General features: G+C 35.7%; 28 protein-coding genes. 19 read left to right on the forward strand and 9 right to left on the reverse strand.

What is annotated here, in order from left to right; genetic code table 11:
• Nucleotides 1-19: 19 nt before the first annotated feature.
• Nucleotides 20-748, reverse strand: coding sequence for a 16S rRNA (cytidine(1402)-2'-O)-methyltransferase (gene rsmI / locus LUA91_RS09965; RefSeq protein WP_231425900.1), 729 nt, complete (start codon nt 746-748; stop codon nt 20-22).
• 157 nt (nt 749-905) lie between these two features.
• Between rsmI and serS the strand changes: the two genes are divergently transcribed.
• Nucleotides 906-2,177, forward strand: a complete 1,272-nt coding sequence (gene serS, locus LUA91_RS09970) for a serine--tRNA ligase (protein WP_231425901.1) — start codon at nt 906-908, stop codon at nt 2,175-2,177.
• Between the two features lie 156 nt (nt 2,178-2,333).
• Here the strand turns inward: serS and LUA91_RS09975 are convergent, their stop codons facing one another.
• Entirely contained in the window at nt 2,334-2,648 is a 315-nt protein-coding gene (locus tag LUA91_RS09975; RefSeq protein WP_231425902.1) for a hypothetical protein, read from the reverse strand.
• Nucleotides 2,649-2,745: 97 nt separating this feature from the next.
• Nucleotides 2,746-3,435, reverse strand: coding sequence for an SIMPL domain-containing protein (locus LUA91_RS09980; RefSeq protein WP_231425903.1), 690 nt, complete (start codon nt 3,433-3,435; stop codon nt 2,746-2,748).
• Between the two features lie 350 nt (nt 3,436-3,785).
• On the opposite strand from LUA91_RS09980, the gene hemC reads away from it, so the two are divergent.
• The 15 genes from hemC to LUA91_RS10050 all read left to right on the forward strand — a co-directional run bounded on the left by hemC (nt 3,786) and on the right by LUA91_RS10050 (nt 18,106).
• Complete coding sequence (gene hemC, locus LUA91_RS09985) at nt 3,786-5,366, forward strand: hydroxymethylbilane synthase (protein ID WP_231425904.1); 1,581 nt, start codon at nt 3,786-3,788, stop codon at nt 5,364-5,366.
• Between the two features lie 439 nt (nt 5,367-5,805).
• Entirely contained in the window at nt 5,806-6,774 is a 969-nt protein-coding gene (gene hemB, locus LUA91_RS09990; protein ID WP_231425905.1) for a porphobilinogen synthase, read from the forward strand.
• Between the two features lie 98 nt (nt 6,775-6,872).
• Nucleotides 6,873-8,243, forward strand: a complete 1,371-nt coding sequence (gene hemL / locus LUA91_RS09995; RefSeq protein WP_231425906.1) for a glutamate-1-semialdehyde 2,1-aminomutase — start codon at nt 6,873-6,875, stop codon at nt 8,241-8,243.
• A gap of 343 nt (nt 8,244-8,586) precedes the next feature.
• Nucleotides 8,587-9,453: a sensor histidine kinase KdpD gene (locus LUA91_RS10000; protein ID WP_231425907.1), complete on the forward strand. Its 867-nt coding sequence runs from the start codon at nt 8,587-8,589 to the stop codon at nt 9,451-9,453.
• Between the two features lie 8 nt (nt 9,454-9,461).
• Nucleotides 9,462-10,166 (forward strand): response regulator transcription factor, encoded by a 705-nt coding sequence (locus LUA91_RS10005; RefSeq protein WP_109926856.1) that lies wholly within the window; start codon nt 9,462-9,464, stop codon nt 10,164-10,166.
• Complete coding sequence (locus LUA91_RS10010) at nt 10,166-10,681, forward strand: hypothetical protein (protein ID WP_231425908.1); 516 nt, start codon at nt 10,166-10,168, stop codon at nt 10,679-10,681. The genes LUA91_RS10005 and LUA91_RS10010 overlap by 1 nt, the downstream gene beginning before the upstream one ends.
• 190 nt (nt 10,682-10,871) lie before the next feature.
• Nucleotides 10,872-11,897, forward strand: a complete 1,026-nt coding sequence (gene hemE / locus LUA91_RS10015) for a uroporphyrinogen decarboxylase (protein ID WP_231425909.1) — start codon at nt 10,872-10,874, stop codon at nt 11,895-11,897.
• A gap of 57 nt (nt 11,898-11,954) precedes the next feature.
• Entirely contained in the window at nt 11,955-12,164 is a 210-nt protein-coding gene (locus LUA91_RS10020; RefSeq protein ID WP_231425910.1) for a hypothetical protein, read from the forward strand.
• 124 nt (nt 12,165-12,288) lie between these two features.
• Nucleotides 12,289-12,444, forward strand: a complete 156-nt coding sequence (locus LUA91_RS20750) for a type II toxin-antitoxin system YafQ family toxin (protein ID WP_370633626.1) — start codon at nt 12,289-12,291, stop codon at nt 12,442-12,444.
• Nucleotides 12,445-12,468: 24 nt separating this feature from the next.
• Nucleotides 12,469-13,023, forward strand: coding sequence for a CopD family protein (locus tag LUA91_RS10025; protein ID WP_231425911.1), 555 nt, complete (start codon nt 12,469-12,471; stop codon nt 13,021-13,023).
• A gap of 162 nt (nt 13,024-13,185) precedes the next feature.
• Nucleotides 13,186-14,343 carry a hypothetical protein gene (locus tag LUA91_RS10030; protein WP_231425912.1) on the forward strand — a complete coding sequence of 386 codons (1,158 nt, stop codon included), beginning with the start codon at nt 13,186-13,188 and terminating at the stop codon, nt 14,341-14,343.
• A 447-nt stretch (nt 14,344-14,790) separates the two neighbouring features.
• The gene (locus LUA91_RS10035) at nt 14,791-15,360 is read left to right on the forward strand and encodes an RNA polymerase sigma factor (RefSeq protein ID WP_131558554.1); all 570 of its coding nucleotides are present in this window, start codon (nt 14,791-14,793) and stop codon (nt 15,358-15,360) included.
• Nucleotides 15,341-16,087, forward strand: a complete 747-nt coding sequence (locus tag LUA91_RS10040) for a hypothetical protein (RefSeq protein WP_231425913.1) — start codon at nt 15,341-15,343, stop codon at nt 16,085-16,087. Before LUA91_RS10035 ends, LUA91_RS10040 begins: the two co-directional genes overlap by 20 nt.
• Before the next feature lie 91 nt (nt 16,088-16,178).
• Nucleotides 16,179-16,991, forward strand: a complete 813-nt coding sequence (locus tag LUA91_RS10045) for an outer membrane beta-barrel protein (RefSeq protein WP_231425914.1) — start codon at nt 16,179-16,181, stop codon at nt 16,989-16,991.
• Between the two features lie 122 nt (nt 16,992-17,113).
• Nucleotides 17,114-18,106, forward strand: coding sequence for an ABC transporter ATP-binding protein (locus LUA91_RS10050; RefSeq protein ID WP_231425915.1), 993 nt, complete (start codon nt 17,114-17,116; stop codon nt 18,104-18,106).
• A 9-nt stretch (nt 18,107-18,115) separates the two neighbouring features.
• On the opposite strand, the gene LUA91_RS10055 is transcribed toward LUA91_RS10050, so the two are convergent.
• On the reverse strand, nt 18,116-18,523 hold the full coding sequence (locus LUA91_RS10055; RefSeq protein ID WP_231425916.1) for a hypothetical protein: 408 nt from the start codon (nt 18,521-18,523) through the stop codon (nt 18,116-18,118).
• A 135-nt stretch (nt 18,524-18,658) separates the two neighbouring features.
• On the opposite strand from LUA91_RS10055, the gene LUA91_RS10060 reads away from it, so the two are divergent.
• Nucleotides 18,659-19,219 carry a DUF4230 domain-containing protein gene (locus tag LUA91_RS10060; protein WP_231425917.1) on the forward strand — a complete coding sequence of 187 codons (561 nt, stop codon included), beginning with the start codon at nt 18,659-18,661 and terminating at the stop codon, nt 19,217-19,219.
• Between the two features lie 62 nt (nt 19,220-19,281).
• Here LUA91_RS10060 and LUA91_RS10065 read toward each other — a convergent pair whose 3' ends face one another.
• The 4 genes from LUA91_RS10065 to fabV all read right to left on the reverse strand — a co-directional run bounded on the left by LUA91_RS10065 (nt 19,282) and on the right by fabV (nt 22,453).
• Entirely contained in the window at nt 19,282-19,632 is a 351-nt protein-coding gene (locus LUA91_RS10065; RefSeq protein WP_231425918.1) for a cupin domain-containing protein, read from the reverse strand.
• 324 nt (nt 19,633-19,956) lie between these two features.
• The gene (locus tag LUA91_RS10070; protein WP_056850953.1) at nt 19,957-20,409 is read right to left on the reverse strand and encodes a cold-shock protein; all 453 of its coding nucleotides are present in this window, start codon (nt 20,407-20,409) and stop codon (nt 19,957-19,959) included.
• Between the two features lie 161 nt (nt 20,410-20,570).
• The gene (locus tag LUA91_RS10075) at nt 20,571-21,104 is read right to left on the reverse strand and encodes a GNAT family N-acetyltransferase (protein ID WP_231425919.1); all 534 of its coding nucleotides are present in this window, start codon (nt 21,102-21,104) and stop codon (nt 20,571-20,573) included.
• Between the two features lie 155 nt (nt 21,105-21,259).
• Nucleotides 21,260-22,453, reverse strand: coding sequence for an enoyl-ACP reductase FabV (gene fabV, locus LUA91_RS10080; RefSeq protein ID WP_231425920.1), 1,194 nt, complete (start codon nt 22,451-22,453; stop codon nt 21,260-21,262).
• A 443-nt stretch (nt 22,454-22,896) separates the two neighbouring features.
• Here fabV and LUA91_RS10085 point away from each other — a divergent pair, with 443 nt between their 5' ends.
• Nucleotides 22,897-23,601, forward strand: coding sequence for a DUF2490 domain-containing protein (locus LUA91_RS10085; protein WP_231425921.1), 705 nt, complete (start codon nt 22,897-22,899; stop codon nt 23,599-23,601).
• 96 nt (nt 23,602-23,697) lie between these two features.
• Entirely contained in the window at nt 23,698-24,588 is an 891-nt protein-coding gene (locus LUA91_RS10090; protein ID WP_231425922.1) for a hypothetical protein, read from the forward strand.
• A 156-nt stretch (nt 24,589-24,744) separates the two neighbouring features.
• Here LUA91_RS10090 and LUA91_RS10095 read toward each other — a convergent pair whose 3' ends face one another.
• The gene (locus LUA91_RS10095; RefSeq protein WP_231425923.1) at nt 24,745-25,476 is read right to left on the reverse strand and encodes a head GIN domain-containing protein; all 732 of its coding nucleotides are present in this window, start codon (nt 25,474-25,476) and stop codon (nt 24,745-24,747) included.
• Nucleotides 25,477-25,621 lie beyond the last annotated feature (145 nt).

The raw sequence follows: 25,621 nt of genomic DNA on the forward strand, positions 1-25,621 counted from the left end.
TTGTTAATCTATACACATACTAATCTTCTTCGGCATCATCGTATTTATCTTTGTACTTTGCTTTTTTATCTTTACTCATATCTTTCCCGGCAATGCAAATTACAAATTCTCCTTTTAAAGTATTGTTCTCGAAATGTGATTTTATTTCAAGCAAAGTGCCTCTAACAGTTTCTTCAAACATTTTGGTGAGTTCTCTACTTACAGATGCTTGTCTATCTTCACCTAAATATTGCGCAAATTCGTCTAAAGTTTTTAATAAACGATGTGGACTTTCATAAAGTATAATGGTTCGATCTTCTTCTGCTAGTTTTTTGAATTTAGTTTGTCGACCTTTTTTAACAGGAAGAAATCCTTCAAAGCAAAAAGCGTCAGCTGGCAGTCCGGAGTTTACCAGAGCCGGAACAAAAGCAGTTGCACCAGGTAAACACTCTACATCAATTTCATTTTTTATCGCTTCGCGGACCAGAAAAAAACCGGGATCTGAAATAGCAGGTGTTCCTGCGTCCGATATCAAGGCAATTTTCTGTCCTTCTTGCAAAAACTTAATAATTTCGGAAGTAGCCTTATGCTCATTATGCTGATGGTGTGAAAACACTCGTTTATCTATGCCAAAATGTTTCAACATGGGTGCACTTGTTCTGGTATCTTCAGCCAGAATTAAATCGCATTCTTTTAATACGCGGATCGCCCTAAAGGTCATATCTTCCAAATTTCCTATTGGCGTAGGTACGAGAAATAGTTTGCCCATTCGATTTTAGATTTTAGATTTCCGAATTACGATTGCCATACGTGTAACTAAATTTTGCGATTTCGATTTGCTGATCGGATTGAACATGGGGCATAAAAATCTAAAATCGTAACTCGTAATTCGTAATTCAATCTTATCTTTGTGAAAAAATTAAATAATGCTGCAAGTTAATTATATCCGCGAAAATAGAGAGAAAGTTTTAGAACGTTTAAGTGTGCGTAACTTTAAACAACCAGAGTTGGTAGATGAAATTATTAAAATTGATGAAGATCGCCGCTCTACTCAAACTTCGTTAGATAATATTTCTGCTGAGGCAAATGCAGCTGCCAAACAAATTGGCGATTTAATGCGTACTGGCAAAAAAGATGAGGCTGAAGCTATTAAGGCTCAAACAGCTTCTCATAAAGAAAATATTAAAATCCTGACTGAAAAATTGAATGAGTTGGAAACTGCTCAATTTAATGCAGTTGTTCAGTTGCCAAATTTGCCGTACAATTTGGTGCCAACAGGCTCTACCGCCGAAGAAAATGAAGTGGTTTATTTACATGGCGCACCTGCAGAATTGCCAACCAAAGCCTTACCGCATTGGGAATTGGCTGCCAAATATGATATCATTGATTTCGAACTTGGTGTTAAAATAACTGGCGCAGGTTTTCCAGTTTATAAAGGAAAAGGTGCCAGGTTACAGCGTGCTTTAATTAATTTCTTTTTAGACCATGCTACTGCTGCGGGTTACAAAGAAATGCAGGTGCCACATTTGGTAAATGCCGCATCAGGATTTGGTACTGGTCAGTTACCTGATAAAGAAGGACAAATGTACCATTCAACTGTTGATGATTTGTATTTGATTCCAACAGCTGAAGTTCCTGTGACTAATTTATACCGCGATGTTATTGTTAAGGAAGAAGATTTACCCATAAAAAATACAGCATACACACCTTGTTTCCGTAGAGAAGCAGGCTCATACGGTGCACATGTACGTGGTTTAAACCGTTTACATCAATTTGATAAAGTTGAAGTTGTTCAAATTACACATCCTGATAAGTCTTATGAAACATTAGAGGATATGAGTAAATATGTGCAATCGTTACTGCAAGAATTAGGTTTGCATTACCGGGTATTGCGTTTATGTGGTGGTGATATGGGTTTTACTTCTGCAATGACTTACGATATGGAAGTTTGGAGTGCAGCACAGGAGCGTTGGTTAGAAGTATCGTCAGTTTCAAATTTCGAAACTTATCAGGCTAATCGTTTAAAACTTCGCTTCAAAGGCAAAGAAGGAAAAGCGCAACTGGCACACACATTAAATGGAAGTGCATTGGCTTTACCAAGAATTGTAGCTTCAATATTAGAAAATTATCAAACTGAAAGTGGGATTAAAATTCCAGAAGTTTTAGTGAAATACACGGGCTTTGATATGATTGATTAATTTCGCTAAGTCGTCATTGCGAGTCACGAAGCAATCTTAAAGCGGTAGCCAGAAATTTATTATGGTTTTTCACAATGATGAAAATAACAAGCACAAAAAAAGCTTTGCAGCGATGCAAAGCTTTTTGTTTTTTAGGTAGAAGTAAGTGTTATCGGATTATAAAATCAAGATCAATAATAAAATGATAATGATAATTGCTCCCACTGAAAGGTAAACACCGCCAGAAACTGCACGTGCTTGGCCTTTTAGCTCTCTTAATTCGCTACGTAATGCCTTACGTTCTGATCTTGTTAAATTAGATTTATCCATGTCTCTAATTTCTTCCACACGGGTTTTAATTCTTTCTAACTGTGCAGATTGTTCAGCCGTTAATTCTGTAGGGTTTTTAGCAGGCTTATTAGCTGCTTGTACCGAATTAAAACTAATGCCTAAAGAGAAGATAAGTGCTAGAGTGTAAACGAATTTTTTCATAATATTTTAATTTTTAGTGTTTTGATGTCTACCTAACAAAAAACCTACCAAAATGTTTCTGGTAGGTTTTAAATAATCGATTTACAGAGCGGAATTACTATAAGATTTGAAAAACCACATTTACTGTAAAATTAAGTTTGATTTTTTTGAAATCGATTTCTGGAGCTGTATCTGCTGATTCAGCCATTGCTGATTTCATCATGTAGTTTCTGTAAACAGGCTGTATAATATTGTCTCCGCCATCCTGAATTTCAAGTACCTCACCCAATTTTCCATTAAGCGACTCTACCATATATTTTGCCTTCTCTTTTGCAGCTAAAAGCGCTTTGATTTTTAAATCCTTTTTAAGGCTTTCAATTTTTGAGTAGTCGTAACTTTCAATGTTAGTACTAGCAATTCCTTTTGCATCAATTTCTTCTAAAATTGAATTAAACTTGTTTAAGTCGTTCACTTTTAAACGATACTGTTTGCTCGCTAAAAAATCAGGGTTTTTCTTTTTTTCTGTAGCGTAATTCCAACTGCTTAAATTGCTAATGGTTAAATTTTCTTTTGCAATTCCTGCTTTTTGTACAGCCGCATAAAGTTGTTTCTCTAATTCAGTAATTTCTACTTTTTTCTTTCCGTTTAAGTATTCCTTTAGCGAAATACTGATGTAAATAATATCAGGAGTAACTTCTGTTTCGGCTGTTCCGCTTACGGAAATTTTTCTGCGTAAATCTGTTTGTTGAGCCACTGCCGATGAAAGGCCTAAAAATGCAACGAGTGCAATTGCAATTAACTTTTTCATAATTCTATTTTCTTTGTGTGTGCTGTAATGATGTTCGGGATATACAAATTCCACACCGAAATTTTTAAAATTTTATTTTTTTTTTAAAATGAGCGTTGGTAATCACCGGCTAAATATACTCTAACATTCATTGCTGTTAATGTTCAGTATAACTTGAGGTTTACTTTTCATAATTGTTTGCAGCCAGGATGGATTCGTTAAAAAAGATCTAAATGATATGAGCCATTTCAGTTAAAATTTGTCAGCAAAACCACACAATATTCTTGCACTGTAACGGCACTGTCTCATTTTTAAACATTTTACTGGATAAAGCCGTATTTAGTTAGATTTGCAAATCATTTAATAAAACAGTGAAGAAATTAACCATCGGAACACGCGGTAGCGAACTTGCTTTGTGGCAAGCTAATCACATTAAAGATGAATTAGCGGTAATCGGCATTGAGGCAGAAATTAAAATTATTAAAACGCAGGGCGATAAAATCCTGAATTTACGTTTGGATAAATTAGAGGGAAAGGGTTTTTTTACCAAAGAACTGGAAGAAGAGCTTTTGGGCGGAACAATCGATTTGGCTGTACACTGCCTTAAAGATTTACCAACCACTCATCCTGCAGGATTAACCATTGCTGCAATTCCACCACGCGAAGAAGCAACAGAATATCTTTTAATTTTAAAAGATTGTGTTGATGTTTCGCAAAAGCTTTCTTTAAAAAAAGGAGCAATGGTAGGAACTTCATCAAACAGAAGAAAAGCGCAATTATTGGGTTTACGTTCTGATTTGGAAATTGAGGATTTACGTGGAAATGTTCCAACCCGTATTCAAAAATTGCGTGATGAGGATTATGATGCAATTATGCTGGCAAAAGCAGGTATTAAGCGTTTGGGTTTAGATGTAAGTGAATTTCATGTTGAAGAATTGGAGCCAACAGAATTTGTTCCAGCTCCGGCTCAGGGTGCTTTGGCCATTCAAATTAGAGAAAATGATACCGAACTGTTTGATGCTCTACAAAAACTTCACGACCCAGCAACAGCTGAAGAAGTTGGTGTAGAACGTAAAGTGCTGAATATTTTTGAGGGCGGTTGCCATATGCCTTTGGGCTGTTACTGCAAAAAAGAAGACGGTGCTTTCGAAGTATGGACTTCTAAAGCCGAAACTGCAGATGATTTTCCTGAACGTTTATTTTTACGAGCTGAAACTACCCAAGGTTTAGCAGAAAAAATCGTAGCTAAATTTTCTAAAGAAAGGAAGAAACCTGCAAAAGTTTTTATTTCCCGTGAAATTGGTGAGCACAGTTATTTCCGAAAAGCTTTAGAAAACAATAATATAGAAATTGAAGGTCGTTCGTTAATTCGTACGTTTCCTATTGTTACTGTTTTAGACCAGTTTATATTAAAAAATATCGATTGGATTTTCTTTAGTAGCCGTAATAGTGTTGAATATTTTTTCAATTTGAAACCACAATTACCAAAGAAAACACAATTTGGCGTAGTGGGTAGAGGTTCGGAAGATGCTTTGCGTAAGTTTGGTCATTTCGCCGATTTTGTTGGTACAAGTGGCGATATTGCAGAAGTGGCCGAAGATTTTGCAAAGTTGGTTTCCGGGAAAAATGTTTTATTCCCAAGAGCGCAAGATTCTTTACAATCGATCCAAAAATCACTGCCAACAGATGCGAAGATTATAGATTTACCAATTTACGAAACAGTAATCGAAGAAAACATCGACCAAAGTTATGCCGATGTACTGATTTTTACCAGTCCATCAAACGTTGATGCATATTTCGCTGATAACTTATTAGAACCTGGTCAGCAAGTAATTGCAATTGGCAATTCTACAGGTAAGAAATTCGACGAAATGGGCGTGAAGTATGCGTTGCCATATTCTCCTGATGAAATCGGGTTATCAGAAGCGGTTTTTGGAATAGAAATAAGATAGAGGTTGAGAGGGATAGGGTTTAAGGTGTAGGGTTTGGGAGCAGAAAGACTAAAGCTGAAAGACAAAAGACTAAAGCAAAAAGCAAGACCACATCGTCATTGCGAGGTAAGAAGCAATCTTAAAAGCAAAAAAGGCAAGTTTGAATCCTGATTTTATCGGGAGATTGGAAGGCAGTTTTTTGAGTTTATTGCACAAGCAGGAGTTATCTAAACCCGATTGAAGTGGAAATACTTTTTGTTGCAGGTCTTCGACAAGCTCAGACTGACAATCGCAAAAAGATTGTAACGAAAAGCGGGACTACATTAACCGAAGCAATACTGAAATTGCTTTTCAAAAAAATATTAGTTAATGTTTCGTAAAGATACGAACCATGGCGCAACAAAAAATAATACAATAATCAAGTCTTGATTACTTGATACTAAATACTTGATACTAAAAAATGTTACATCGTCCGAGAAGATTAAGGAAGAACCCGTTGGTTAGAGAGATGGTAGCCGAAACCCGACTATCGAAAGATATGTTTGTGTACCCATATTTTGTGGTACCAGGAACGAATGTTACGCATGCAATTGATGCCATGCCTGGTGTAAACCATTATTCGGTTGATACTTTGGTTAAGGATGTGGAGGCTGGGATGAAAAAAGGCTTGAATAAAATCATGCTTTTTGGTGTGGGCGATGAAAAATCTGCTGATGCAAAATCTGCTTATCACGACCATTCGTTAGTACCAACTGCGGTTCGTGAGTTGAAGAAACAATTTGGTGAAGATTTGTATGTAGTTACTGATGTTTGCGTTTGTTCTTACACCAACCACGGACATTGCGGTATTATGGAGAACGATTATGTTCAAAATGATAAAACCGTTGATGTGATTGCAAAAATGGCTTTAACACATGCACAGGCTGGTGCCGATATGTTTGCACCATCTGATATGATGGATGGCAGAATTGAAGCGATGCGTAATCTTTTAGATGAAAATGGTTTCGTAAATGCGGCGATTATGAGTCATGCTACGAAGTTTGCGTCTTCTTATTATGGTCCGTTTAGGGAAGCTGCCGATTGTGCGCCTAGCAAAGGCGATAGAAAGGCTTATCAAATGGATTTTAGAAACCCATTGGAAGCTTTGCGTGAAGCACAGTTAGACGAACAAGAAGGTGCAGATGTACTAATGGTTAAGCCTGGTTTGGCTTATTTGGATATTATTCAACGCTTAAAGCAAGATACTAATTTGCCTATTGCGGTATATAATGTTTCGGGCGAATACTCGATGGTTAAAGCTGCGGCGCAACGTGGTTGGATTGACGAACAAAAAGTGGTTATGGAAACCATGCATGCCTTTGCCAGAGCAGGCGCAAGTATTATTACCACTTACCATATTAAAGATATATTAAATAACGACTGGATGTAATTTGAGCTGAAAGCTTAAAGCAGAAAGACCAAAGCCACTTTATAAACGCTTTACTTTTTGCTTTGAGCCTTAGTCTTTCAGCTTTAAGCTTAATAAAAATGTTAGATTCATTAAAGAAAATGTTTTCAGGCAACGAGGCCGATATTCCAGTGAATACAGGAAGCAAACCTGATATTTCGAGGGTAAAATCTGCGGAATTGTATGAGAAATCAAAAACGTATTTCCCTGGTGGGGTAAACTCGCCTGTTAGGGCTTTCAAATCGGTATATGGTACACCACTTTTCATCGAAAAAGGTGATGGCTGCTATATCTGGGATGCTGATGGAAACCAGTTTATTGATTTCTGTGGAAGTTGGGGTCCGCTGATTTTAGGACATAATAATCCGAAAATCCGTGAGAAAGTAACTGAAGTGATGCAAAACGGAATGAGTTTCGGTGCACCAACAGCTTTGGAAAATGAACTGGCAGAATTGATTATTAAAAACAATCGTTTTGTAGAGAAAATCCGTTTCACAAGTTCTGGCACAGAGGCTGTAATGTCGGCAATTCGTTTGGCAAGGGGTTTTACAGGCAGAGATAAAATTTTAAAATTCGAAGGTTGTTACCACGGTCATAGCGATTCGCTTTTGGTTAAGGCAGGTTCTGGTTTGGTTACATTCGGCGAAACTTCTTCGGCTGGTGTGCCAAAATCTTTCGCTGAAGAAACGATTGTAATTCCTTTAAATGATAAAAAGGCTATTGAACAGGCTTTTGCTCAGTTTAAAGACCAGATTGCTGCGGTAATTATTGAGGGTATTCCTGCTAACAATGGATTAATTTTACAGGATGAAGAATATATTCATTTCTTGCGTAAAATCTGTACAGAGAATAATTCGCTTTTAATTTTTGATGAAGTGATTACTGGTTTCCGTGTTGGTTTTGAAGGTGCTGCTGCGTATTATGGCATCACGCCTGATATTGTAACTTACGGAAAAATCATCGGTGGTGGTTTGCCTGTTGGTATGTATGGTGCAAGAGCTGAAATTATGGCGCATATTTCGCCTGATGGTGGTGTTTACCAGGCAGGAACTTTATCTGGAAACCCAGTGGCAATGGCTGCAGGGATTGCAACTTTAACCGAACTGAATAAATCTAGCTTTTATAAGGATTTAAACAATAAAACTCAGGATTTTGTAGCTAGCATTCAGCGCTTTGCTACAGCGAGAAATTATAAGTTTAAAGTATTTACGGTTGGTTCTATTTTTTGGTTTGCGTTTACCGAAAAAGATAAAATTCAATCGGCTGATGATATTGATGCGAGGAGCATGGAGAAATTCAAAGTGATGCATCGCGAATTGTTGAACAGAGGTATTTATTTGGGTCCATCAGGGTATGAGGTTGGTTTTGTATCTGCTGCTCATACGAAGATCGAGTTAGAGAAAGCAAAGCGAGCAATTTTTGAAGCGTTGGATTTGGTGTTTAAGAAATAGGGTTTTTAACCAGAGAGATTTTTGAACCATATAGGCATATAAGAAAATATAAGCTCATGGTTATAAAAATTGAGGGGGAACTCCCCTCCTTATTTTCAAGGAGGGGTTGGGGGTGGTTTTTATGTTTCTTGCAAAAGCTTAAGTTCTCTAAACCCGATTGAAGTGGAAATACTTTTGATGTAGGTCTTCGACAAGCTCAGACTGACAATCACAAAAAAAGATTGTAATGGAAAGCGGGACTGATTAACCAAAATGAACAGAACATTGCTTTTAAAAAAATATTATTTAGTGACTGAGGAAATATCTTAAAATCCTTAAATCATAAAAATCCTGGTAAAGACAGATGAAAAAATCGATTATCATATTTTACGCATTACTGCTTTATGCTTTAATCCAGCTTATTTCGTGGGGTACTTTGGTGGTGCGTTTGCAGCCAAGCCGCATGACAATGATTATGGGAGAGGGTTCGGTATTTTTATTTTTGTTGTGTATTGGCGGTTATTTTCTGCATCAATCGTTAAAACGTGAGGATAAATTAAGAGAGCAACAGCAGAATTTCCTGATGTCGATTACACACGAGTTGAAATCGCCATTGGCAGCAATCAAACTTTCTATTCAAACCATTGTTAAAAGAGATTTAGATAAGGCTCGTCAGGTTTCGTTATTGAATAATTCTCTAAAAGATATTGAGCGCTTGGATGATTTGGTTGAGAACATGCTATTAGCTACCAAAATTGAAAACCGTTCTTATACATTTCCTAAAGAGGAATTTAATTTTTCGGAATTGGTTTACAAGATTACGGATAGGTTACAGGTGCACTCTTGTGGTAATGAGCAATTGATCAATGCACAAATTCAGCCAAATTTGCAGTTAATGGGTGACAAGTTTGCCTTATCGTCAGTTGTTACGAATTTGATAGAAAATGCGGTTAAATATTCTAGTCCTTGTGATGAGATAAATGTGGCTTTAGACCAAGTTGATGGGCATTTAAGGTTAAGTGTTTCAGATAAAGGTCCAGGTATTTCAGATGCCGAAAAAATGTTGATATTTGATAAGTTTTACCGCGTTGGTAATGAGAATGTCAGGAAAGCGAAAGGAACAGGTTTAGGCTTGTTTATTGTGAAAGAGGTTTTACAATACCATGATGCAGATATTACAGTAAAAGACAATATGCCTCAAGGAAGTATTTTTGAAGTAACATTTAGTTAATCTCAATTATGTCACAAAAATTAAGAATTCTATTGGTAGAAGACGAGGATCACTTGTTAGATGCTATCAAATTAAACCTCGAACTTGAGGGTTATAAAGTTCACGCCGTTAAAGATGGCAAAACCGCTCTTAAAATATTTAAAGAAGAACGCTTTAATCTAATTATTCTGGATGTAATGTTGCCTGAAATGGATGGTTTCCAAGTTTGTGAAACGATTCGTTTGGAGAATGCAGAAGTTCCGATTATGTTTTTAACAGCAAAAAACACTTCAGAAGACCGTGTTTTAGGTTTGAAAAAAGGAGCTGATGATTATTTAGTTAAACCTTTCAACCTAGAGGAATTAATTCTTCGTGTTGGAATTTTAGTTAAACGTAGTTTAAAATCTGACGATTTAAAAGAGCTAAACTCTTACAAAATCGGCGATAAAACTATTTATTTTAACTCTTTCGAATTGAAACATGATGATGGTACCATTACGCCATTAACGAAAAAAGAAACGATGTTATTGAAGCTTTTAATTGAGCGTAAAAATGATGCGGTTTCTCGTGAGCAGATTTTAGAAACGGTTTGGAATTATGACGTTTATCCATCGACAAGAACGATTGATAATTTTATTCTAACGTTCCGTAAGTATTTCGAACCAGATCAGAAAAATCCGGTTTATTTCCACTCTATTCGTGGTGTAGGTTATAAATTCACCGATATTCATTAATGTACAATAGTCTCGGCAGGTATGTCTTGATGGCCGTTTTTTTACTGGCCGCATTAGTATGTGTTTACTTCATTCAATACGAATTGGCCGCAGTTGCAGGCTTTTTATTCCTATTTGTTATTTGGAGTCATTTCAGACACGGGTCTGTTTTAATGGCATCTAAATATTTTAAAAACAACGAATTTGCAAAAGCAAAGCTGATGCTGGCTGAAGTGCCGAATCCTGAAAGATTATCGAAAAGCCGCAGGGGCTATTACGAGTTTATGCAGGGGAACATCGCTTTAAAAGAAGAAGACTTTGAGAAAGCTGAATACCATTTTCAGTTGGCGAGTCGCTTTCCGGTAGGCGGCAAAACGCAGAAAGGTTATGTATTGATTCATTTGGCTAATCTCGCCTTGCGGAAAAAAGACAAGGAGCGGGCAGAAGTTTATGTAAATAAAGCCAAAGAACTGGCAGAAACGACACGCTCGAAAGATATTATCCTTAAAATTGAAAAAGAAATAAGCAAATTATAATATTAGTATTGTCATTTTGAAAAACGAAGCGCCCGTTTAGGAATAAAAAGGCACTTCGTTTTTTTTTTATTTATACCTTTGCGGAATTAAAATTTTGCTCAATCGTCATGCTGAATTTAATTCAGCATCTTTTTGCAATTAAGACCCTGAAATAAATTCAGGGTGACGACATGGAAACACAAAACAAATCATGAAGAATAATTTATTTTTAGACGCGGCATTTTCAAAACAAACAGAACGTCCACCAGTTTGGATGATGCGTCAGGCAGGTCGTTTTATGCCACAATATTGGGAGATTAAAAACAAATACTCTTTCTTAGAAATGTGTAAAACTCCAGAAATTGCTGCTGACGTAACGATGCTTCCTGTTGATTTGTTGGATATTGATGCGGCCATTTTATTCTGTGATATTTTAGTAACTGGCGAGGCGATGGGTGGCGATTTGAGTTTCACTCAAGGTGTTGGTCCGAAGTTTGCAAACCCGGTACGTAATGCCCAAGATATTGAAAACTTAAATGTTGATTGTTTAGATGAATTGCAATATGTTGCTGATGCGATTAAAGTGATTCAACAACGTTTAAACGGACGCATTCCATTAATTGGTTTCGCTGGTGCGCCTTTTACAGTAATGAGTTACTTAATTGAAGGAGGTTCATCTAAAGATTTTAAGTTAACCAAACTTTTTATACATAATCAACCAGAAATAGCACACAAACTTTTAGCTAAAATTGCTAAAGTAACTGCTGATTATTTGAACTTACAGATTGCTGCTGGCGTTAATGCCGTTCAGATTTTTGACAGCTGGGCTTTGGCTTTATCCTGGAACGATTATCAGGAGTTTTCACACCGTTATATTCAGGAAATCATTGCAAACTTAAACAGAAAAGATATTCCTGTAATTTCTTTCTGTAAAGGAAGTTCGGTTTTTGCACCAATTATGGCAGAAGCTAAACCAGATGTAATTTCGGTTGATTGGAATGCTGATTTGTTGAACATCAAAAATGCTTTACCAAAAGGTATTGCGGTTCAGGGAAATTTAGACCCACATATATTATATGCAGATCAATCGGTAATTAAGGCACAAATTCATAAATTATTCGAGCGTATGCGTGGCACCGAAGGTTTTATTTTCAATTTAGGCCATGGTATAATGCCAGATATTCCCTTTGATAATGTGAAGTATGCGATTGATGTGGTGAAGGAGTTTAGGTATTAACCCCTAAATCCCCTAAAGGAGACTTTGAACGCCATTTAATATTGATTATATTTGAATATGGAAACATTAACTATCGATATTCCTGAAAACAAAAGTTCATTGGTAAAAAGCCTATTGAAGGAACTTGGTGTTACTATTCACAAAAAAAATGTAAAGAAAGTTCGAGTTCCAAATGAACTTACCCGTAAAACAATTGAAGATGCGCATAAAGGAATTGGAGTTGGAGAACCTATTAAGGATGTGAAATCATTTTTGGGTTCTTTATAATGTTTTCTTTAAAGCCTACCAATCAGTTTAAAAAGGAGGCAAAACGTGTAATCAAAAGAGCGTCTAAAAATTTATTTTTACTAGAAGATTTTCTGGAAAAACTTAAAGTCGGGGGGCAATTGGTATAGAAAAGAAACATCTTCCACATAAACTCACTGGAAATTATAAAGATAATTGGGAGGCACACATTAAACCTGATTTGTTAATTATTTGGTTTGAAATAACTGAAGAAAATGAGATTATTTTACTAAGGTTAGGTACTCATTCCGACTTATTTTAATTCAAAAAATTTATTTCTCATATAATGATAGAAACCCTACAGCCATATTACTACTATTTCCTTGCGGTGCACATCGTATTCGTAATTAGCTGGATGGCTGGGTTGTTTTATATCTTAAGTCTTTTCATTTACCATACAGAAGCCAACGAAAAACTTGAACCTGAAAAAAGTATTCTTGTAAATCAGTTTACAAAAATGGAGGCAACCTTATGGAAAATCATTGCCACTCCTGCAATGATCATTTCCGTATTAGCAGGAATTTCTATGCTTACTTTACACCCAGGTTTATTACAGGCCGATTGGATGCATGTTAAACTTGGTTTCGTAGTTGGATTGTTAATCTATCATTTCATTTGCCAAAACATCGTAAAGCAGCTTAAAAATGGTCAATTTAAAATGACAGGCTTTCAATTACGTTTGTGGCGTGAGTTGGCTACCATTTTTATGATTGCCATTGTTTTTATCGTGATTTTAAAAAGTGCCATTAATTGGGTTTATGGTTTAATAGGCATAATGGGCGTGGCGATGGCGATCATGATTGCAGTTAAACTGTATAAAAATTATCGGTTGAAAAAGTAAGCTTCAAGCATAAAGCTGAAAGACAAAAGCTTTTTGAAAGAGGTACCTAATAAACCTATTGTTAGCTTTTCGTAAACTTGTAATCTGTTATTTATACTTGATACCCGCTACTTTATACTTTACCAAAAAACTATCCTAAATTTGGCCGATAAAACCAAGCGCATGTTTACAAATACGGGTATTCAAAAAACCTTCCTCATCATAACATTTCTTTTTACTTCTTATTTTGCTTCGGCACAGTTCAACCAATTGGCTTTAGAAAACAGAGTCCGTCCGGATAGCAGCTTGACCAACGAGGTCCACTTTAACTTCTATAATTTCAATTATGTTCGTAATTACGAATATACCAACGATTTTCATGATGGTTATACATTGTACGGAACGCAATTACAACCACAAATTGTGTATTACGCACATCCAAATTTGGCGATAACGGCTGGTGCTTTTATTCGGAAAGATTTCGGTAGAAATGGAATTACAGATGCAAAACCTTTATTTAGTTTAAAATACCATAAAAGGAATTTAACCTTAATTTTTGGAAGTTTAGAGGGTGGAATTCAGCATAAATACATTGAGCCACTTTATAATTTTGAGCGAACCATTACCAATCCAATTGAATACGGTACACAATTATTAATCGAACGTAATAAATTTAATCTAGATGCATGGATTGCATGGCAAAAAATGATTGAAAAAGGTGAGGCTGCAAAGGAAGAAATTGTTGGTGGTTTATCTACCGAAACTACAATTGCAGAAAACAATGGCTGGAAATTTAGTTTCCCAGCACAGTTTTTAGCCTTTCACCAAGGTGGACAAATTGATGTGTTAAAAGAAATTCCGATTAGCACTGTTTTAAATGGTGCCGCCGGATTAAAATTGCACAAAGAAATTAACACCAATATTAAGCAGGTTTATACTGATAATTACATTGCCGTTTATAAAGATATGTCGCCCGATAAAAGAAGAGCATACGAAGGTGGTTTTGGGATCTGGTTAAATGCTGGTGTAGAAAGTAAATGGGGTAGTCTGGTTGCTTCTTACTGGAAAGGAAATAACTTTATTTCGATTAAAGGTATGCCATTGTATGAATCGGTTTCAAATAATTTGTACACCAATGGTTTAAAGCAAAGCGGTAGAAACATTGTTTCGTTGCGCTATGCTTATCAGAAAGAATTGATTCCGCATTTGTATCTTGATGTTCGTTTTGAACCGCATATTGATTTAGACAATACTGATAAGCAGTTGCAGTTTAATCATTCTTTTTTCTTGACTTATAAGCAGGATTTTAGATTGTTTAGGGTTAAGAAAGCAGAAAGGTAAAAGCTAAAAGGCTAAAGCGAAAGAATTAATTGTATTAGACTCTCAGCTCAATAAAAAACCTACAACAAAACCGTCATTGCGAGGTACTAAGCAATCTTAAAGCAAAAGATACTAACCTGTAGTTTTAAGATTGACTCGTGCCTTGCATTGACGGCTGAAAATTAAACCCGATAGGAGTGGAAATACTTTTTGATATAGGTCTTCGACAAGCTCGGACAATCGCAAAAAGATTGTAATCCCCAACCGTGTTGAGGAGGACTAACACCTCAAAAAAATCTTCTGCCATTGCTTTCCAAATCAAAAAATTATATCTTTCTGAAATTTATTTTGACAATTATCTTATTGATAATCAATTGATAAAGTTAAATTTTAACTTTTATTTAACTATTTTTTACCTCCGATGCAACCAATGTTTGTAATCTGCCATCTTCTATATACAAACACACAATGAAATTGACGCGAAGCTATACGATAAACGATTTGATGGAGGGCTGCAAAGCTGGCGACCGGAAGATGCAGGAGCTGCTTTACAAGCAAACTGCATCGAAGATGTTGGCTGTATGTATGCGCTACGCCAAAGATAGAATGGAGGCTGAAGATGTATTACAGGTGGGGTACATCAAGGTTTTCCAAAAGATTAAAGAATATAGAGGTGACGGCTCTTTTGAAGGCTGGATTAGAAGAGTGATGGTGAACACTGCAATTGAAAGTTACCGAAAAAATTTACGCAGCTTAAATGTGGTTGAAATAGATGAGGCTTACGAACAACCATCAACAGGGTTTGATTTTGGTACTCTAGGCATGCAGGATTTAATGAAAGTAATTCAAAAACTGGCAGATGGTTACCGAATGGTTTTCAATATGTACGTAATTGAAGGTTATTCACACAAAGAAATTGGAGAAACTCTAGGGATCTCAGAAGGCGCTAGTAAATCTCAGTTATCGAGAGCGAGAGCAATATTAAAAGAAGAAATTATAAAAATGGAGGGATTTGGTTATGCAACCTATACAGGATAAGGATTTTGATAAGCTATTTAAAAACGCTTTCGAAGATGCCGAAATTACACCATCGAGAGATTTGTGGAGCAACATAGAAAGTGAAATTGAACCAAAGAAAAAAAGAATTTTTTCGATTTATTGGTTAGCTGCAGCGGCAGTTTTATTAATCGCTACAGTTGGTTTCTTAGTTTATCAACAACAAGATGTTCAGCCTAAACAATTTGCAAATAATATCGAGCAAAGCCCAAAACCAATTGTTGAAACTCAACCTGTTCAAGATTCGACTAAAATGGTGAAAGCAATACCAGAAGAGGTTAATCAAATTCCAACTCCTTCGAAACCTGTTGAATCAATAGCAAAAACAAAAAATAATAAAATTGTTAAGCCTGTTGAAAATCTGAAAATAATCACTGCTCCTGAAATGCAGAAACAGGAAGTTATGATAGCTAAAGTTGAGCCGACTAATCAAGATATTAAGGAAAAGATTGATGCTGCGATTTTGGAACAGGACAACCCAATTCTAGCTTCAAACCCAGCTGCTATTAAAGCTGATGTGGTAAGCGGAGAAGATAATCAGTCTGATAATAAGGGCATCCGTAATGTTGGCGACGTGGTGAACCTGATTGTAAACAAAGTGGATAAAAGAAAAGATAAGTTTATCCAGTTCCGTACAGATGATGATGATTCGTCAATCTCCTCGATAAATATTGGCCCCTTTAAGTTTGGGAAGAAAAACAAAAAATAAACCAGGATTAGTAAGGATTAATGGATTTAAGTGCCTAATATTCACTCATTCAATCTCACATTCAAAATTTATAAAATAAACACACACAAATATGAAACGTCTAATTTTTACAACACTTTTGGTAAGCGGGCTTGCTGGTGTTATGGGTCAAAGTGCTTTTGCACAACAAGATACGGTAGTTAGAGATACTGTTATCAAAAAGAAAAGCAAATATACACTCACAATAGGTGGCGGAAACTTAATAACTAAAAATTCCGATTCGACTGAAAACGCGAAAAAAGGCCATTTTGTTGGTGGTGTTACTTTTACAAGAGTAGATCTGGGTTTCTCTCGGTTAATTGATAATGGAAGTTTTAATCTTTCTCCAACAAACGAGTTCTTAGATTACAGAGGTGGTAAAACCAGTACATTCTCTTTCGATGTTTTGCAATTTGGATACCGTTTTAATTCAAACTTTAAAGTTTATGTGGCTGGTGGGTTTGATTGGACATTAATTAGATTAAGAGATAATGTTACCATTCAAAAGAACTTGCCAACTTTAACAGCGCTTCCAGAGAATGTTCAGTTTTCTAAAAATCGTTTCTCAAGCAGCTATGTTCACATTCCTTTAAATTTCGAAATTCGTACAAAAGAGAATGATAAAGGCAAAAGATTCTACTTTATTTTAGGTCCGGAGGTTAGTTTCTTGTTGGGCGGAAAGGTTAAGCAGATTAGTGATGAATTTGGCAAGCAAAAGCAATATGATAACTACCACTTTCAATCGGTTCGTTACGGAGGTTCGTTTAGGTTTGGTTACGGTGGATTGGGTTTGTTTACTAAATATTATTTCAACGATATGTTTGATACCCCTGCACAAGCCGGCTTAAAAAATATGAGTTTCGGAATAACTTTCGGTTTGAACTAAAATATATAATACACACAAATGTTAAATCCTGTTTCGGTTAGGCGAAACAGGATTTTTTTTTATCTCTACTTTACCCTAAACCTTTTACCTTAAAAACCCTCTACCTTTATTATCTTTACCTCGTGAGCAACAATATAATCAGTGTTAAAAATTTAACAAAACAATATCAGGCAGAACAGGCTGGTGGCATTAAAAATATTAGTTTTGATATCAAGGCAGGCGATGTTGTAGCGATTATTGGCGAAAGTGGGAGTGGTAAATCTACTTTGTTGAAATCGATTTACGGTTTGCTAAAAACTGATGAAGGTGAAATCTTTTTTGAAGAACAAAAGGTTAAAGGTCCGGATGAGCAACTGATACCCGGGCATAAGCAAATGAAAATGGTAACGCAGGATTTCTCGTTGAACATTTATGCTAAAGTTTACGATAATATTGCCTCACAATTATCCAATACCAATTTAAAAACCAAGGCTGAAAAAACCCTGGCCATTATGGAGCATCTTCGTATTCTTCCATTGCAAAATAAAAAAATTATAGAGCTTAGCGGTGGCGAACAACAACGAGTGGCTATTGCAAAGGCTATGGTTGCTGATACCAAAGTTTTGCTATTGGATGAACCATTTAGTCAGGTAGATGCTTTGCTAAAAAACCAATTGCGGGCCGATATTAAGCGTGTGGCGGCAGAAACAGGTGTAACTGTGATATTGGTTTCTCACGATCCGGCTGATGGATTATTCCTGGCCGACCAGCTGCTAATCTTGCGCAATGGTGAATTGCTACAAACCGGTAAGCCTTCAGAAATTTATCAGCAACCCAAGCACATATATACAGCTCAGATTTTAGGTAATGCAGTGGTTTTGTCTCGTGGCGATGCAGAAAAAATAGGCTTAAAAACCTTTTCCGGAAATGTGGTTTTTTATCCCGAATGGGCAGAAATTAATAGCAATTGGAGCAGCAGGCGTTATGAAGTTAAAGATGTTTACTACAAGGGTTTTTACGATGAACTGCTATTGGAAAGAAATGGCGTTACCGTTCGGGCTTTGCAATTGAACAGGGGAGAGCATAAAAAAAACGACCATGTTCAATTGAACATTAGTCGTTTTTTAGAATTTTAAAAGTATTAATTAAAAATCGTTTCCAACCAATACTATCTTTACTCTTACGCTTGATGTAGGTCTTCGTGGTTGAAGTTGGAAGTCAGCGCTCTGAACATCAATTGCAACTCCACCTCTATATACCTCATAGCTGAAAGCATCTATGTTGTAAACGAATGGTAATGCAATATAACTTGCTCCATTATTGTAAGAAATGTATACTAGTGTTCCTTCGTTATCGATATGATATTGATCAATGTCAGCAACGGAAATTTCGGCTGTATAAGTTTTTCCATCATTGCTAAGCGCCCATGCACTTGTTGGTACATCCCTCACAACTGTTAAAATTGTATTTGGAGTTTGAACCAGAGTTTCTTTCTTGCATGATGCCAAACCTAGTGTGACAATGCAAAGCATTAGGATAGTAAATTTTTTCATTTTGATTAGTTTTTATTTGTGTGTGTTAAGCCTAATACAAAACAACTGCCAAAAATTCTGAATAACACAATGTGGATTGATAATTGTTTACAATGAAGAACACAACAATGGAAATTGAATTAATTTATTTAAATAATGAGACTGTTTTTTAGAGTTTTACCCTGGATAATTTTATTGGTTGCTGGTTACTTTTTCATTTCGAAAAAGTTTAGTATTAGCACGTCGGTGGAAAGTAAACATCAGCTTTTGGTAGAAAAAATTGAGGCCATTGGTAAATTGGAGCTTGTGCGTTACCAAATTAGCGATGTATTGGAGCATAAAAATAAAACTGATTTTTTACCTGAAGCAAGCGTTTTGCTTATTGTAAAAGCAGAAGCTGTTGGCTGTATTGATCTCACTAAAATTACACGTGAAGATATAGAGGTAACTGCTGATACAGCTGTAGTAAATTTGCCACAGCCAGAAATTTGTTATGTAAAAATCGACCACAAAAATTCCAGAGTTTACGATACGAAAATGGCTTTCTTTCGTGAAGCTGGCTTAGTAGATGAAGCTTATAAAGCCGCAGAGAAACAGGTTTCTGCTGAGGTAAAAAAATCGGATATTTTATCTCAAACCAAAACCAACGCTTCCAATGTTCTTAAACCAATAATTGAAGGTTTAGGCTACAAAAATGTGAGGTTAATATTTAAATAAGTATGGGTTACTTTGAGTGCTGAGACTCAGTAACTCCTAATTTATTGTTTTAAAACTTAATCTTATTTTAAAAAATCTTCACGATGTGGATTGAAAATATCGATTAATAAACCTGCCTCCAGGCAAACCACACCATGAAAAACGTTTGATGGTGCAAAGAAAACATCTCCCTCGTTTAATACCTTTTTTTCGTCGCCCATGGTCACTTCGAAACTTCCCTTCGCCACATAACTCAATTGCAAATGCGGATGATTGTGAATGGTGCCTATAGCATCTTTCTCGAAATTGACTTTTACCAACATGAGGTTGTTATCAAAAGGCATCACCTTACGCTTTACCCCACCGCCCAGAATTTCCCATTCTAAATCAGTATCACTTATTAGTGTTTTGTTTGTTAAATCTTTAAAGTTCATGTTTTGGGCTTAAGAATCTATTTTTGTTAATTGGTACCTATCCAAACAGTTCAAACATTAATATCACGACAAAAATAACAACAACTATCCATTTATTGTGTGTTGTTACTTGCAGTTATATTTTATCATCGCTGAAAATTTCAGACAGCAAAAATCGTTAGCCGATTAAATGCTAAAAACTGATTGTTATAAAAAATTAAAAGGAAAAATTTGCGCTAGGTTTTATGCTTTAATAGACGGAATTATATAGGTTATAAAACCTTGCGCAGCAGAAATTTCTGCAGAATTTTTACGATGCCCTAGTAGTAGGGCTTTGAAAGAGAACTAAACTTTTGAAACTTTAACAGCAGTTGGTCCTTTTTGGCCCATTTCTACTTCAAAAGTAACTTTGTCGCCTTCTTTAATTTGCGTTACGCAACCATTTGCGTGAACAAAAATACTATCTTGAGTTTCGGTATTTTTAATAAAACCGTAACCTTTGCTATCATTAAAGAATGTTACTGTACCTTTTTTAACCGGATTTTCATCAATGATGTCTTCCTGTCTGGTAATACCAATTTGAACATCTTCAATGTTAAATACTTTCTTCTTTTTTGGATCTGGTGGAGTAGAGGAAATGTTACCGTTTTCATCAACGTATGCAAACATTTCTTCAAGCGCTAAGCCTTTTTTTGCATTAGATTGACGCTCTTCTTTTTTCTCTTGTTTATCTTTTTGTTTTTTTAATCGTTTTTTTTCGTTCTCTTTTTTACTGTAAGTTGCTTGAGATTTAGCCATATTTTATTTAATTGTTTTGTTTTGTATTTGATGAGTGCGTGGGAATTATACAAATATAACAATAGTAAAATGAAAACACGATTTTATTCCATTAAGCGTTGTGAGTTAAAGTGTTGGCGTTTCTTCAGTTATAACTTATTTTATTAAAATTTCATGCAAAATTATTTATTTTCCCATTTTGCTTTATCAATTTGATATTCGAAGTTCCATTTTATGGGCTCTCCATAATATGCTATTTCAATTTCGCCAGTTTTTACAGCACCAAGTTTCTCTGTTGCTTTTTGAGAACGAAAATTTGTAGCGCCAATGTGCAATATTACCTTGTTCACAAATTGAAATGCATAGTTGAGCATTAATTTTTTTAAAGCGGCATTATGCCCTTTACCCCAAAAATCTCTTCCAATAAAAGTGTAACCCACGGCCACAGTGTTATTTTCTTCGTTCAATTCGTAGTATCTAGAACTGCCTATAACACTTCCAGTTGCTTTATAGAAAACAATAAATGCCCCGTTCGATTCCATTGCGCCTTTGAAAAAGTTTTCAAAAACTTCTCGTTTATAGCGATCCTTATTTGGATGTTGTTCCCAAATAAGAGGGTCGGATGCTACGGCATAAAGTTTTTCAAAATCATCTGCTTTCAATGGAACGATAGTAATCAGTTCGTTTTCTAATGTAGGTTGCAAATCGAAGTTCATATTGTCTTTTATTAAAAACGGCCGGCAAAAAGCCAGCCGTTAAATTTTTAATGATATAATTGTTTTCCTTAAAGCAGTTGTTAGAAATGAATAAAATCACTAAAAATAATCTGCTGTTGAACTACATTATAAATGATAAGATTTGCAATCACTTTCTACTCAACTAATCCCTCGATCTCTACAACCTCATTTGCCTCTTTTTGATAATCAACTTTATCAATTTCAAAACCAAATAAACTTAAAAAATCTGAACGGTAGCCAGGTAAATCGCCAATTGCAGGTAAAGTTTCAGTTGTGGCTTCTTCCCAAAGTTTTGCTACTTTGTCTTGCACATCATCACGCATTTCCCAATCATCAATTCTAATTCTTCCCTTTTCATCAACCGGAACTTCATTGCCTGTATATAATCTCTCGGCATATAAACGTTGAATTTGTTCGATAGTACCTTCGTGAATACCGTCCTCCTTCATAATTTTGTACAACAAAGAAATATACAGAGGAATTACCGGAATGGCAGAACTTGCCTGTGTAACCAAAGCTTTATTTACCGAAACATAAGCCTTGCCGTTAATATCTTTTAACTTATCGGCAATGGTAAATGCTGTTGCTTCCAAATCATCTTTAGCACGGCCAATTGTTCCTTTACGGTAAACTGGCTCTGTTAATTTAGGGCCGATGTAAGAGTAAGCAACTGTTGTAGCGCCGTCAGCCAATAGGTTTTCAGCTTTTAAAGCATCAATCCACATGGCCCAATCTTCGCCGCCCATTACTGCAACTGTATTTTCAATATCTTCTTCAGTTGCGGGTTCAATTGAAATTTCAGTTACGTTGCCGGTATGAAAATCAACCGTTTTATTGGTATAAGTACCACCAATCGGTTTTAAAGTAGAACGGTGTAACACTTCTGTATCAGGATGCTTTCTAACCGGCGAAGCTAAGCTGTAAATCACTAAATCTACCTGACCTAAATCAGCTTTAATCAATTCAAGTGTTTTTGCTTTGATTTCTTTTGAGAAAGCATCGCCATTAATACTTTTTGCATATAAACCTGCTGCATGTGCTTCTTTTTCAAAAGCAGCACTGTTGTACCAACCCGGAGATGCCGTTTTGCCAGCAGATGGTGCTTTTTCAAAAAAAACACCAATGGTAGCAGCATCCGAACCGAAGGCTGCAGTAATTCTGGATGCTAAGCCAAAGCCTGTTGAAGCACCAATTACCAATACTTTTTTAGGTCCGTTTATAGCACCTTTTGATTTTACATATTCAATTTGGTTCTTTACGTTTTGAGCGCAACCATCTGGATGTGCTGTTAAACAAATAAAGCCCCTCATTCTCGGTTCAATAATCATTTCGTTCTTATTTTACGTTTTGTAATGTTGAAATGGTTCCTATTCAAAGCCAAATCTTAAACGAAGATAAATTTTTAATTCCTTAACGCTAAATGAATTTTTAATAAAGCAGATTCAGGAGCATGAGAAGGTAATCAGAAAAGCAATTATAGCATCATTATTTGCATTTGTTCGGGCTATCCGCTAAATCTTTTATTGATAAACTAACTCACGCTAACAGCCGATGTACATATTAAAGTAAGTAACATTTAATCAATAAAAGGATATCGCTGCTATCCCGTTTAAGTGGCAAAATGGTACAATTATTTAAGGTTGCAGGGGGCACAACCTACATCACCGAAATATTGATTGTTAAATTAAAGTAGGCTCGCTATTAATTTTCTGTTAATTTAGCAGCAAAACATCATCTTGCCGCGGGCAGGTATAACCGGATTATCTTTTTTATGAGAAAAATATTATTACTGGCCGTGATTTCCATCGCAGCATTTGGAAAGTTATCTGCCCAAACCACGTATCAAAATTCAGGTTGGTTTATGCTCGTGAATAACACAAAATTAAACGAAAAGTGGGGGTTACAATTTGATGCTCAAGTGCGCTCTTCAGATAATTGGGGTTATGTAAGAAATACTTTAGTGCGGCCAGCATTGCAATATTTTTTTAATAAAAATCATAACGTTGCGTTAGGTTATTTGTGGAATACCACACAAAATCAATTCGTTGTTTCTGGTAATAGTTTTTTGCATGAGCACCGGATATTTGAGCAATATATTTTCAACCATAAATTAAGCTCCGTATTTGCAAGTCATAGGGTTAGAGTAGAACAGCGTTTTATCGAACGAAGTAATGAAGATGTCTTTTCGCAACGTTTCCGTTATTTTTTCCGGTTAATTCAGCCTTTACAAAAAACAGCAGCAAGTTTTGATAAGGGCGCCTTTGTAGCCCTGCAAAATGAAGTGTTTTTAAATTTTCAAAATAACGAGAAAATCAATAATAGTGTTTTTGATCAAAATAGATTATACTTGGCTGGAGGTTATCGATTTTCGAAAAAGGTAGATTTGGAAATTGGATACATGAATCAGGCCATTAAAAATACTTCAAATCACACCAATAATAGTATTGTTCAATTGGCGGTTTATACCAGATTCTAATTTCGCTTTAATGATTTAAAGTCATTTTTCCATCTACTGCAATTACAAAGTGTTAAAGCATTTGTAATAGTTCTTGCTTTTTGTTCAATTTGCCTCGTGAAAAAATTCTCGATCTTATTTTTAGTATTCTTGTTTGGCAAGCGGATGCAAGCACAAGAGTTAAAAACTTCGTCTACAAATAATACACCAAGCTCAAAAAGTTTATTTAATCCTGAACATAAAAGGAATTTCTCGCGTAAGGGCGATTTTTATTTTCATTGGGGATACAATAGCTCTTGGTATGGTAAAAGCGACATCAGGTTCGAAGGTCCGAATTATGATTTTACATTACATGATGTGGCTGCGCATGATAGGCAGTCGAAACTAGATTGGGATTGGCTAAATCCGGGTTTGATTACTGTTCCTCAATACAATATTCGTGTTGGTTATTTTATAAAGGATAATTACAGTATTTCCATCGGTTGGGATCATATGAAGTATGTAATGGATATTCCTCAAAGCGTAGCTATTACTGGTACAATTGGCCCCAATATTACTCCAGAAAACATTTCTACAGGTGCTTTGGCCGGAACTTACAACGGACAAACCATCAACGTGAAAGAAAGTATGTTAACTTACGAACATACTGATGGATTTAACTATGCAAATGTTGAAGTAGAACGATATGACGATATTTGGGTAGCCCCGGGCGGAAATACCTCATTAACTTTAGAAACCGGTTTAGGTGCTGGTTTGATGGTGCCACGATCTGAAGTTCATCTTTTTGGTTTAGGTAGAAACAACCACTTCAGTATTTCCGGCTATGGTGTTTCAGCTAAAATTGGCTTAAAATTTTATGTTTGGAAGCACATTTATTTACAAAACAGCACCAAATTTGGAGCGACCAACTTAACACAGGTTCATACCACTGGCTGGGATGAATATGATAAGGCTAGTCAGAAAATAAATTACATTGAAAATTTAACAGTGATTGGATTTCAGTTTTAATAATCATCACTTGAACTCAACTTACTCATTTATTTTTCAGTTTGTTTAATGTATAATCAAATATCAGATTAATCCCTTAAAGGAATATTAGATCTGTTATTAAATAAAAAACGTCTCGAATTTCTCCGAGACGTTCCAAATAAATTTTGTATTTCCTTATATCTTTCTAACTCTTCCAGAGCCTATAACTGTTTTTTCAACCGTTGGATTACCTGAATAATTTACACTTCCTGATCCGCTGATTACTGCTTTTATTGATTGCTCTGCCTTGATATTAATTATTCCCGAACCACTGATAGTTGTGGTTAAATCATTTACAGAAAGACTTTTGCCTTCAAAAGAACCAGAACTACTGATAACAACTTTAGCACGGTCGGCAGTTCCTGTTATATTCAATGAACCCGAACCGCTGATTACGCCATTGTAATGATCTACATCTGCTACTGCTTTTATACTTCCTGATCCACTTATCGTGGTGGTTAAATCGCCAGTGCTAATTTTACCGTTTACCACCATATTGCCAGAGCCACTCATGGTTAAACTTGCTAACTCTCTTGCAGTTACATAAGCTGTAATTTTTTTTCCATCATATTTTCTAGACCAGCTGGTAATGCTGGTTTGTGGACGGATAATTAACACATTGCCTTTTACTTCGGTAATAATTGTTGATAGCGCTTCTTCATCGCCTTCCAAACGGCAACTTTCTTTAGTGCCCAAAGTAACCACAACATTTATCGGTCCGGCAGAAGCGATTCCGTTAAAATTTCTTACATCTCTATCATCGTTATTCAGTTTTGATGAGTTGATGTTAATTTGTTCTTCCGCAACTGCACTAATAGTTGTTGTTAAAGTAAATGCTGCAAATAACAGGGCGAATATTTTTTTCATTATTGTAGAATTTTATGCCATTTAAAATTTCTTTAAATGGCTGATGAATACGTTTTTCTTATAAGACGATCATTTTGTTAAAAAGTTGCATTGCTTGTAATCTTATCTACTTTTTCTTCTTTGTAGCCATTTAAAATGGTGTCAA

Source organism: Pedobacter sp. Leaf250 (genome assembly GCF_920984735.1).
Classification (GTDB): domain Bacteria; phylum Bacteroidota; class Bacteroidia; order Sphingobacteriales; family Sphingobacteriaceae; genus Pedobacter.

Excerpts from the sequence above, each read along its gene's own strand:
- LUA91_RS10010 (WP_231425908.1), top strand. The coding sequence starts at position 10,166 with ATGTACAATAGTCTCGGCAGGTATGTCTTGATGGCCGTTTTTTTACTG.
- rsmI (WP_231425900.1), bottom strand. The coding sequence starts at position 748 with ATGGGCAAACTATTTCTCGTACCTACGCCAATAGGAAATTTGGAAGAT.
- LUA91_RS10005 (WP_109926856.1), top strand. The coding sequence starts at position 9,462 with ATGTCACAAAAATTAAGAATTCTATTGGTAGAAGACGAGGATCACTTG.
- LUA91_RS09975 (WP_231425902.1), bottom strand. The coding sequence starts at position 2,648 with ATGAAAAAATTCGTTTACACTCTAGCACTTATCTTCTCTTTAGGCATT.
- LUA91_RS10020 (WP_231425910.1), top strand. The coding sequence starts at position 11,955 with ATGGAAACATTAACTATCGATATTCCTGAAAACAAAAGTTCATTGGTA.
- LUA91_RS10075 (WP_231425919.1), bottom strand. The coding sequence starts at position 21,104 with ATGAACTTCGATTTGCAACCTACATTAGAAAACGAACTGATTACTATC.
- serS (WP_231425901.1), top strand. The coding sequence starts at position 906 with ATGCTGCAAGTTAATTATATCCGCGAAAATAGAGAGAAAGTTTTAGAA.
- LUA91_RS10000 (WP_231425907.1), top strand. The coding sequence starts at position 8,587 with ATGAAAAAATCGATTATCATATTTTACGCATTACTGCTTTATGCTTTA.
- LUA91_RS09980 (WP_231425903.1), bottom strand. The coding sequence starts at position 3,435 with ATGAAAAAGTTAATTGCAATTGCACTCGTTGCATTTTTAGGCCTTTCA.
- LUA91_RS10070 (WP_056850953.1), bottom strand. The coding sequence starts at position 20,409 with ATGGCTAAATCTCAAGCAACTTACAGTAAAAAAGAGAACGAAAAAAAA.
- hemB (WP_231425905.1), top strand. The coding sequence starts at position 5,806 with ATGTTACATCGTCCGAGAAGATTAAGGAAGAACCCGTTGGTTAGAGAG.
- LUA91_RS10035 (WP_131558554.1), top strand. The coding sequence starts at position 14,791 with ATGAAATTGACGCGAAGCTATACGATAAACGATTTGATGGAGGGCTGC.
- LUA91_RS10065 (WP_231425918.1), bottom strand. The coding sequence starts at position 19,632 with ATGAACTTTAAAGATTTAACAAACAAAACACTAATAAGTGATACTGAT.
- LUA91_RS10025 (WP_231425911.1), top strand. The coding sequence starts at position 12,469 with ATGATAGAAACCCTACAGCCATATTACTACTATTTCCTTGCGGTGCAC.
- LUA91_RS10055 (WP_231425916.1), bottom strand. The coding sequence starts at position 18,523 with ATGAAAAAATTTACTATCCTAATGCTTTGCATTGTCACACTAGGTTTG.
- LUA91_RS10060 (WP_231425917.1), top strand. The coding sequence starts at position 18,659 with ATGAGACTGTTTTTTAGAGTTTTACCCTGGATAATTTTATTGGTTGCT.
- hemL (WP_231425906.1), top strand. The coding sequence starts at position 6,873 with ATGTTAGATTCATTAAAGAAAATGTTTTCAGGCAACGAGGCCGATATT.
- hemE (WP_231425909.1), top strand. The coding sequence starts at position 10,872 with ATGAAGAATAATTTATTTTTAGACGCGGCATTTTCAAAACAAACAGAA.
- fabV (WP_231425920.1), bottom strand. The coding sequence starts at position 22,453 with ATGATTATTGAACCGAGAATGAGGGGCTTTATTTGTTTAACAGCACAT.
- LUA91_RS10040 (WP_231425913.1), top strand. The coding sequence starts at position 15,341 with ATGCAACCTATACAGGATAAGGATTTTGATAAGCTATTTAAAAACGCT.
- LUA91_RS10085 (WP_231425921.1), top strand. The coding sequence starts at position 22,897 with ATGAGAAAAATATTATTACTGGCCGTGATTTCCATCGCAGCATTTGGA.
- LUA91_RS10045 (WP_231425914.1), top strand. The coding sequence starts at position 16,179 with ATGAAACGTCTAATTTTTACAACACTTTTGGTAAGCGGGCTTGCTGGT.
- LUA91_RS10030 (WP_231425912.1), top strand. The coding sequence starts at position 13,186 with ATGTTTACAAATACGGGTATTCAAAAAACCTTCCTCATCATAACATTT.
- LUA91_RS10095 (WP_231425923.1), bottom strand. The coding sequence starts at position 25,476 with ATGAAAAAAATATTCGCCCTGTTATTTGCAGCATTTACTTTAACAACA.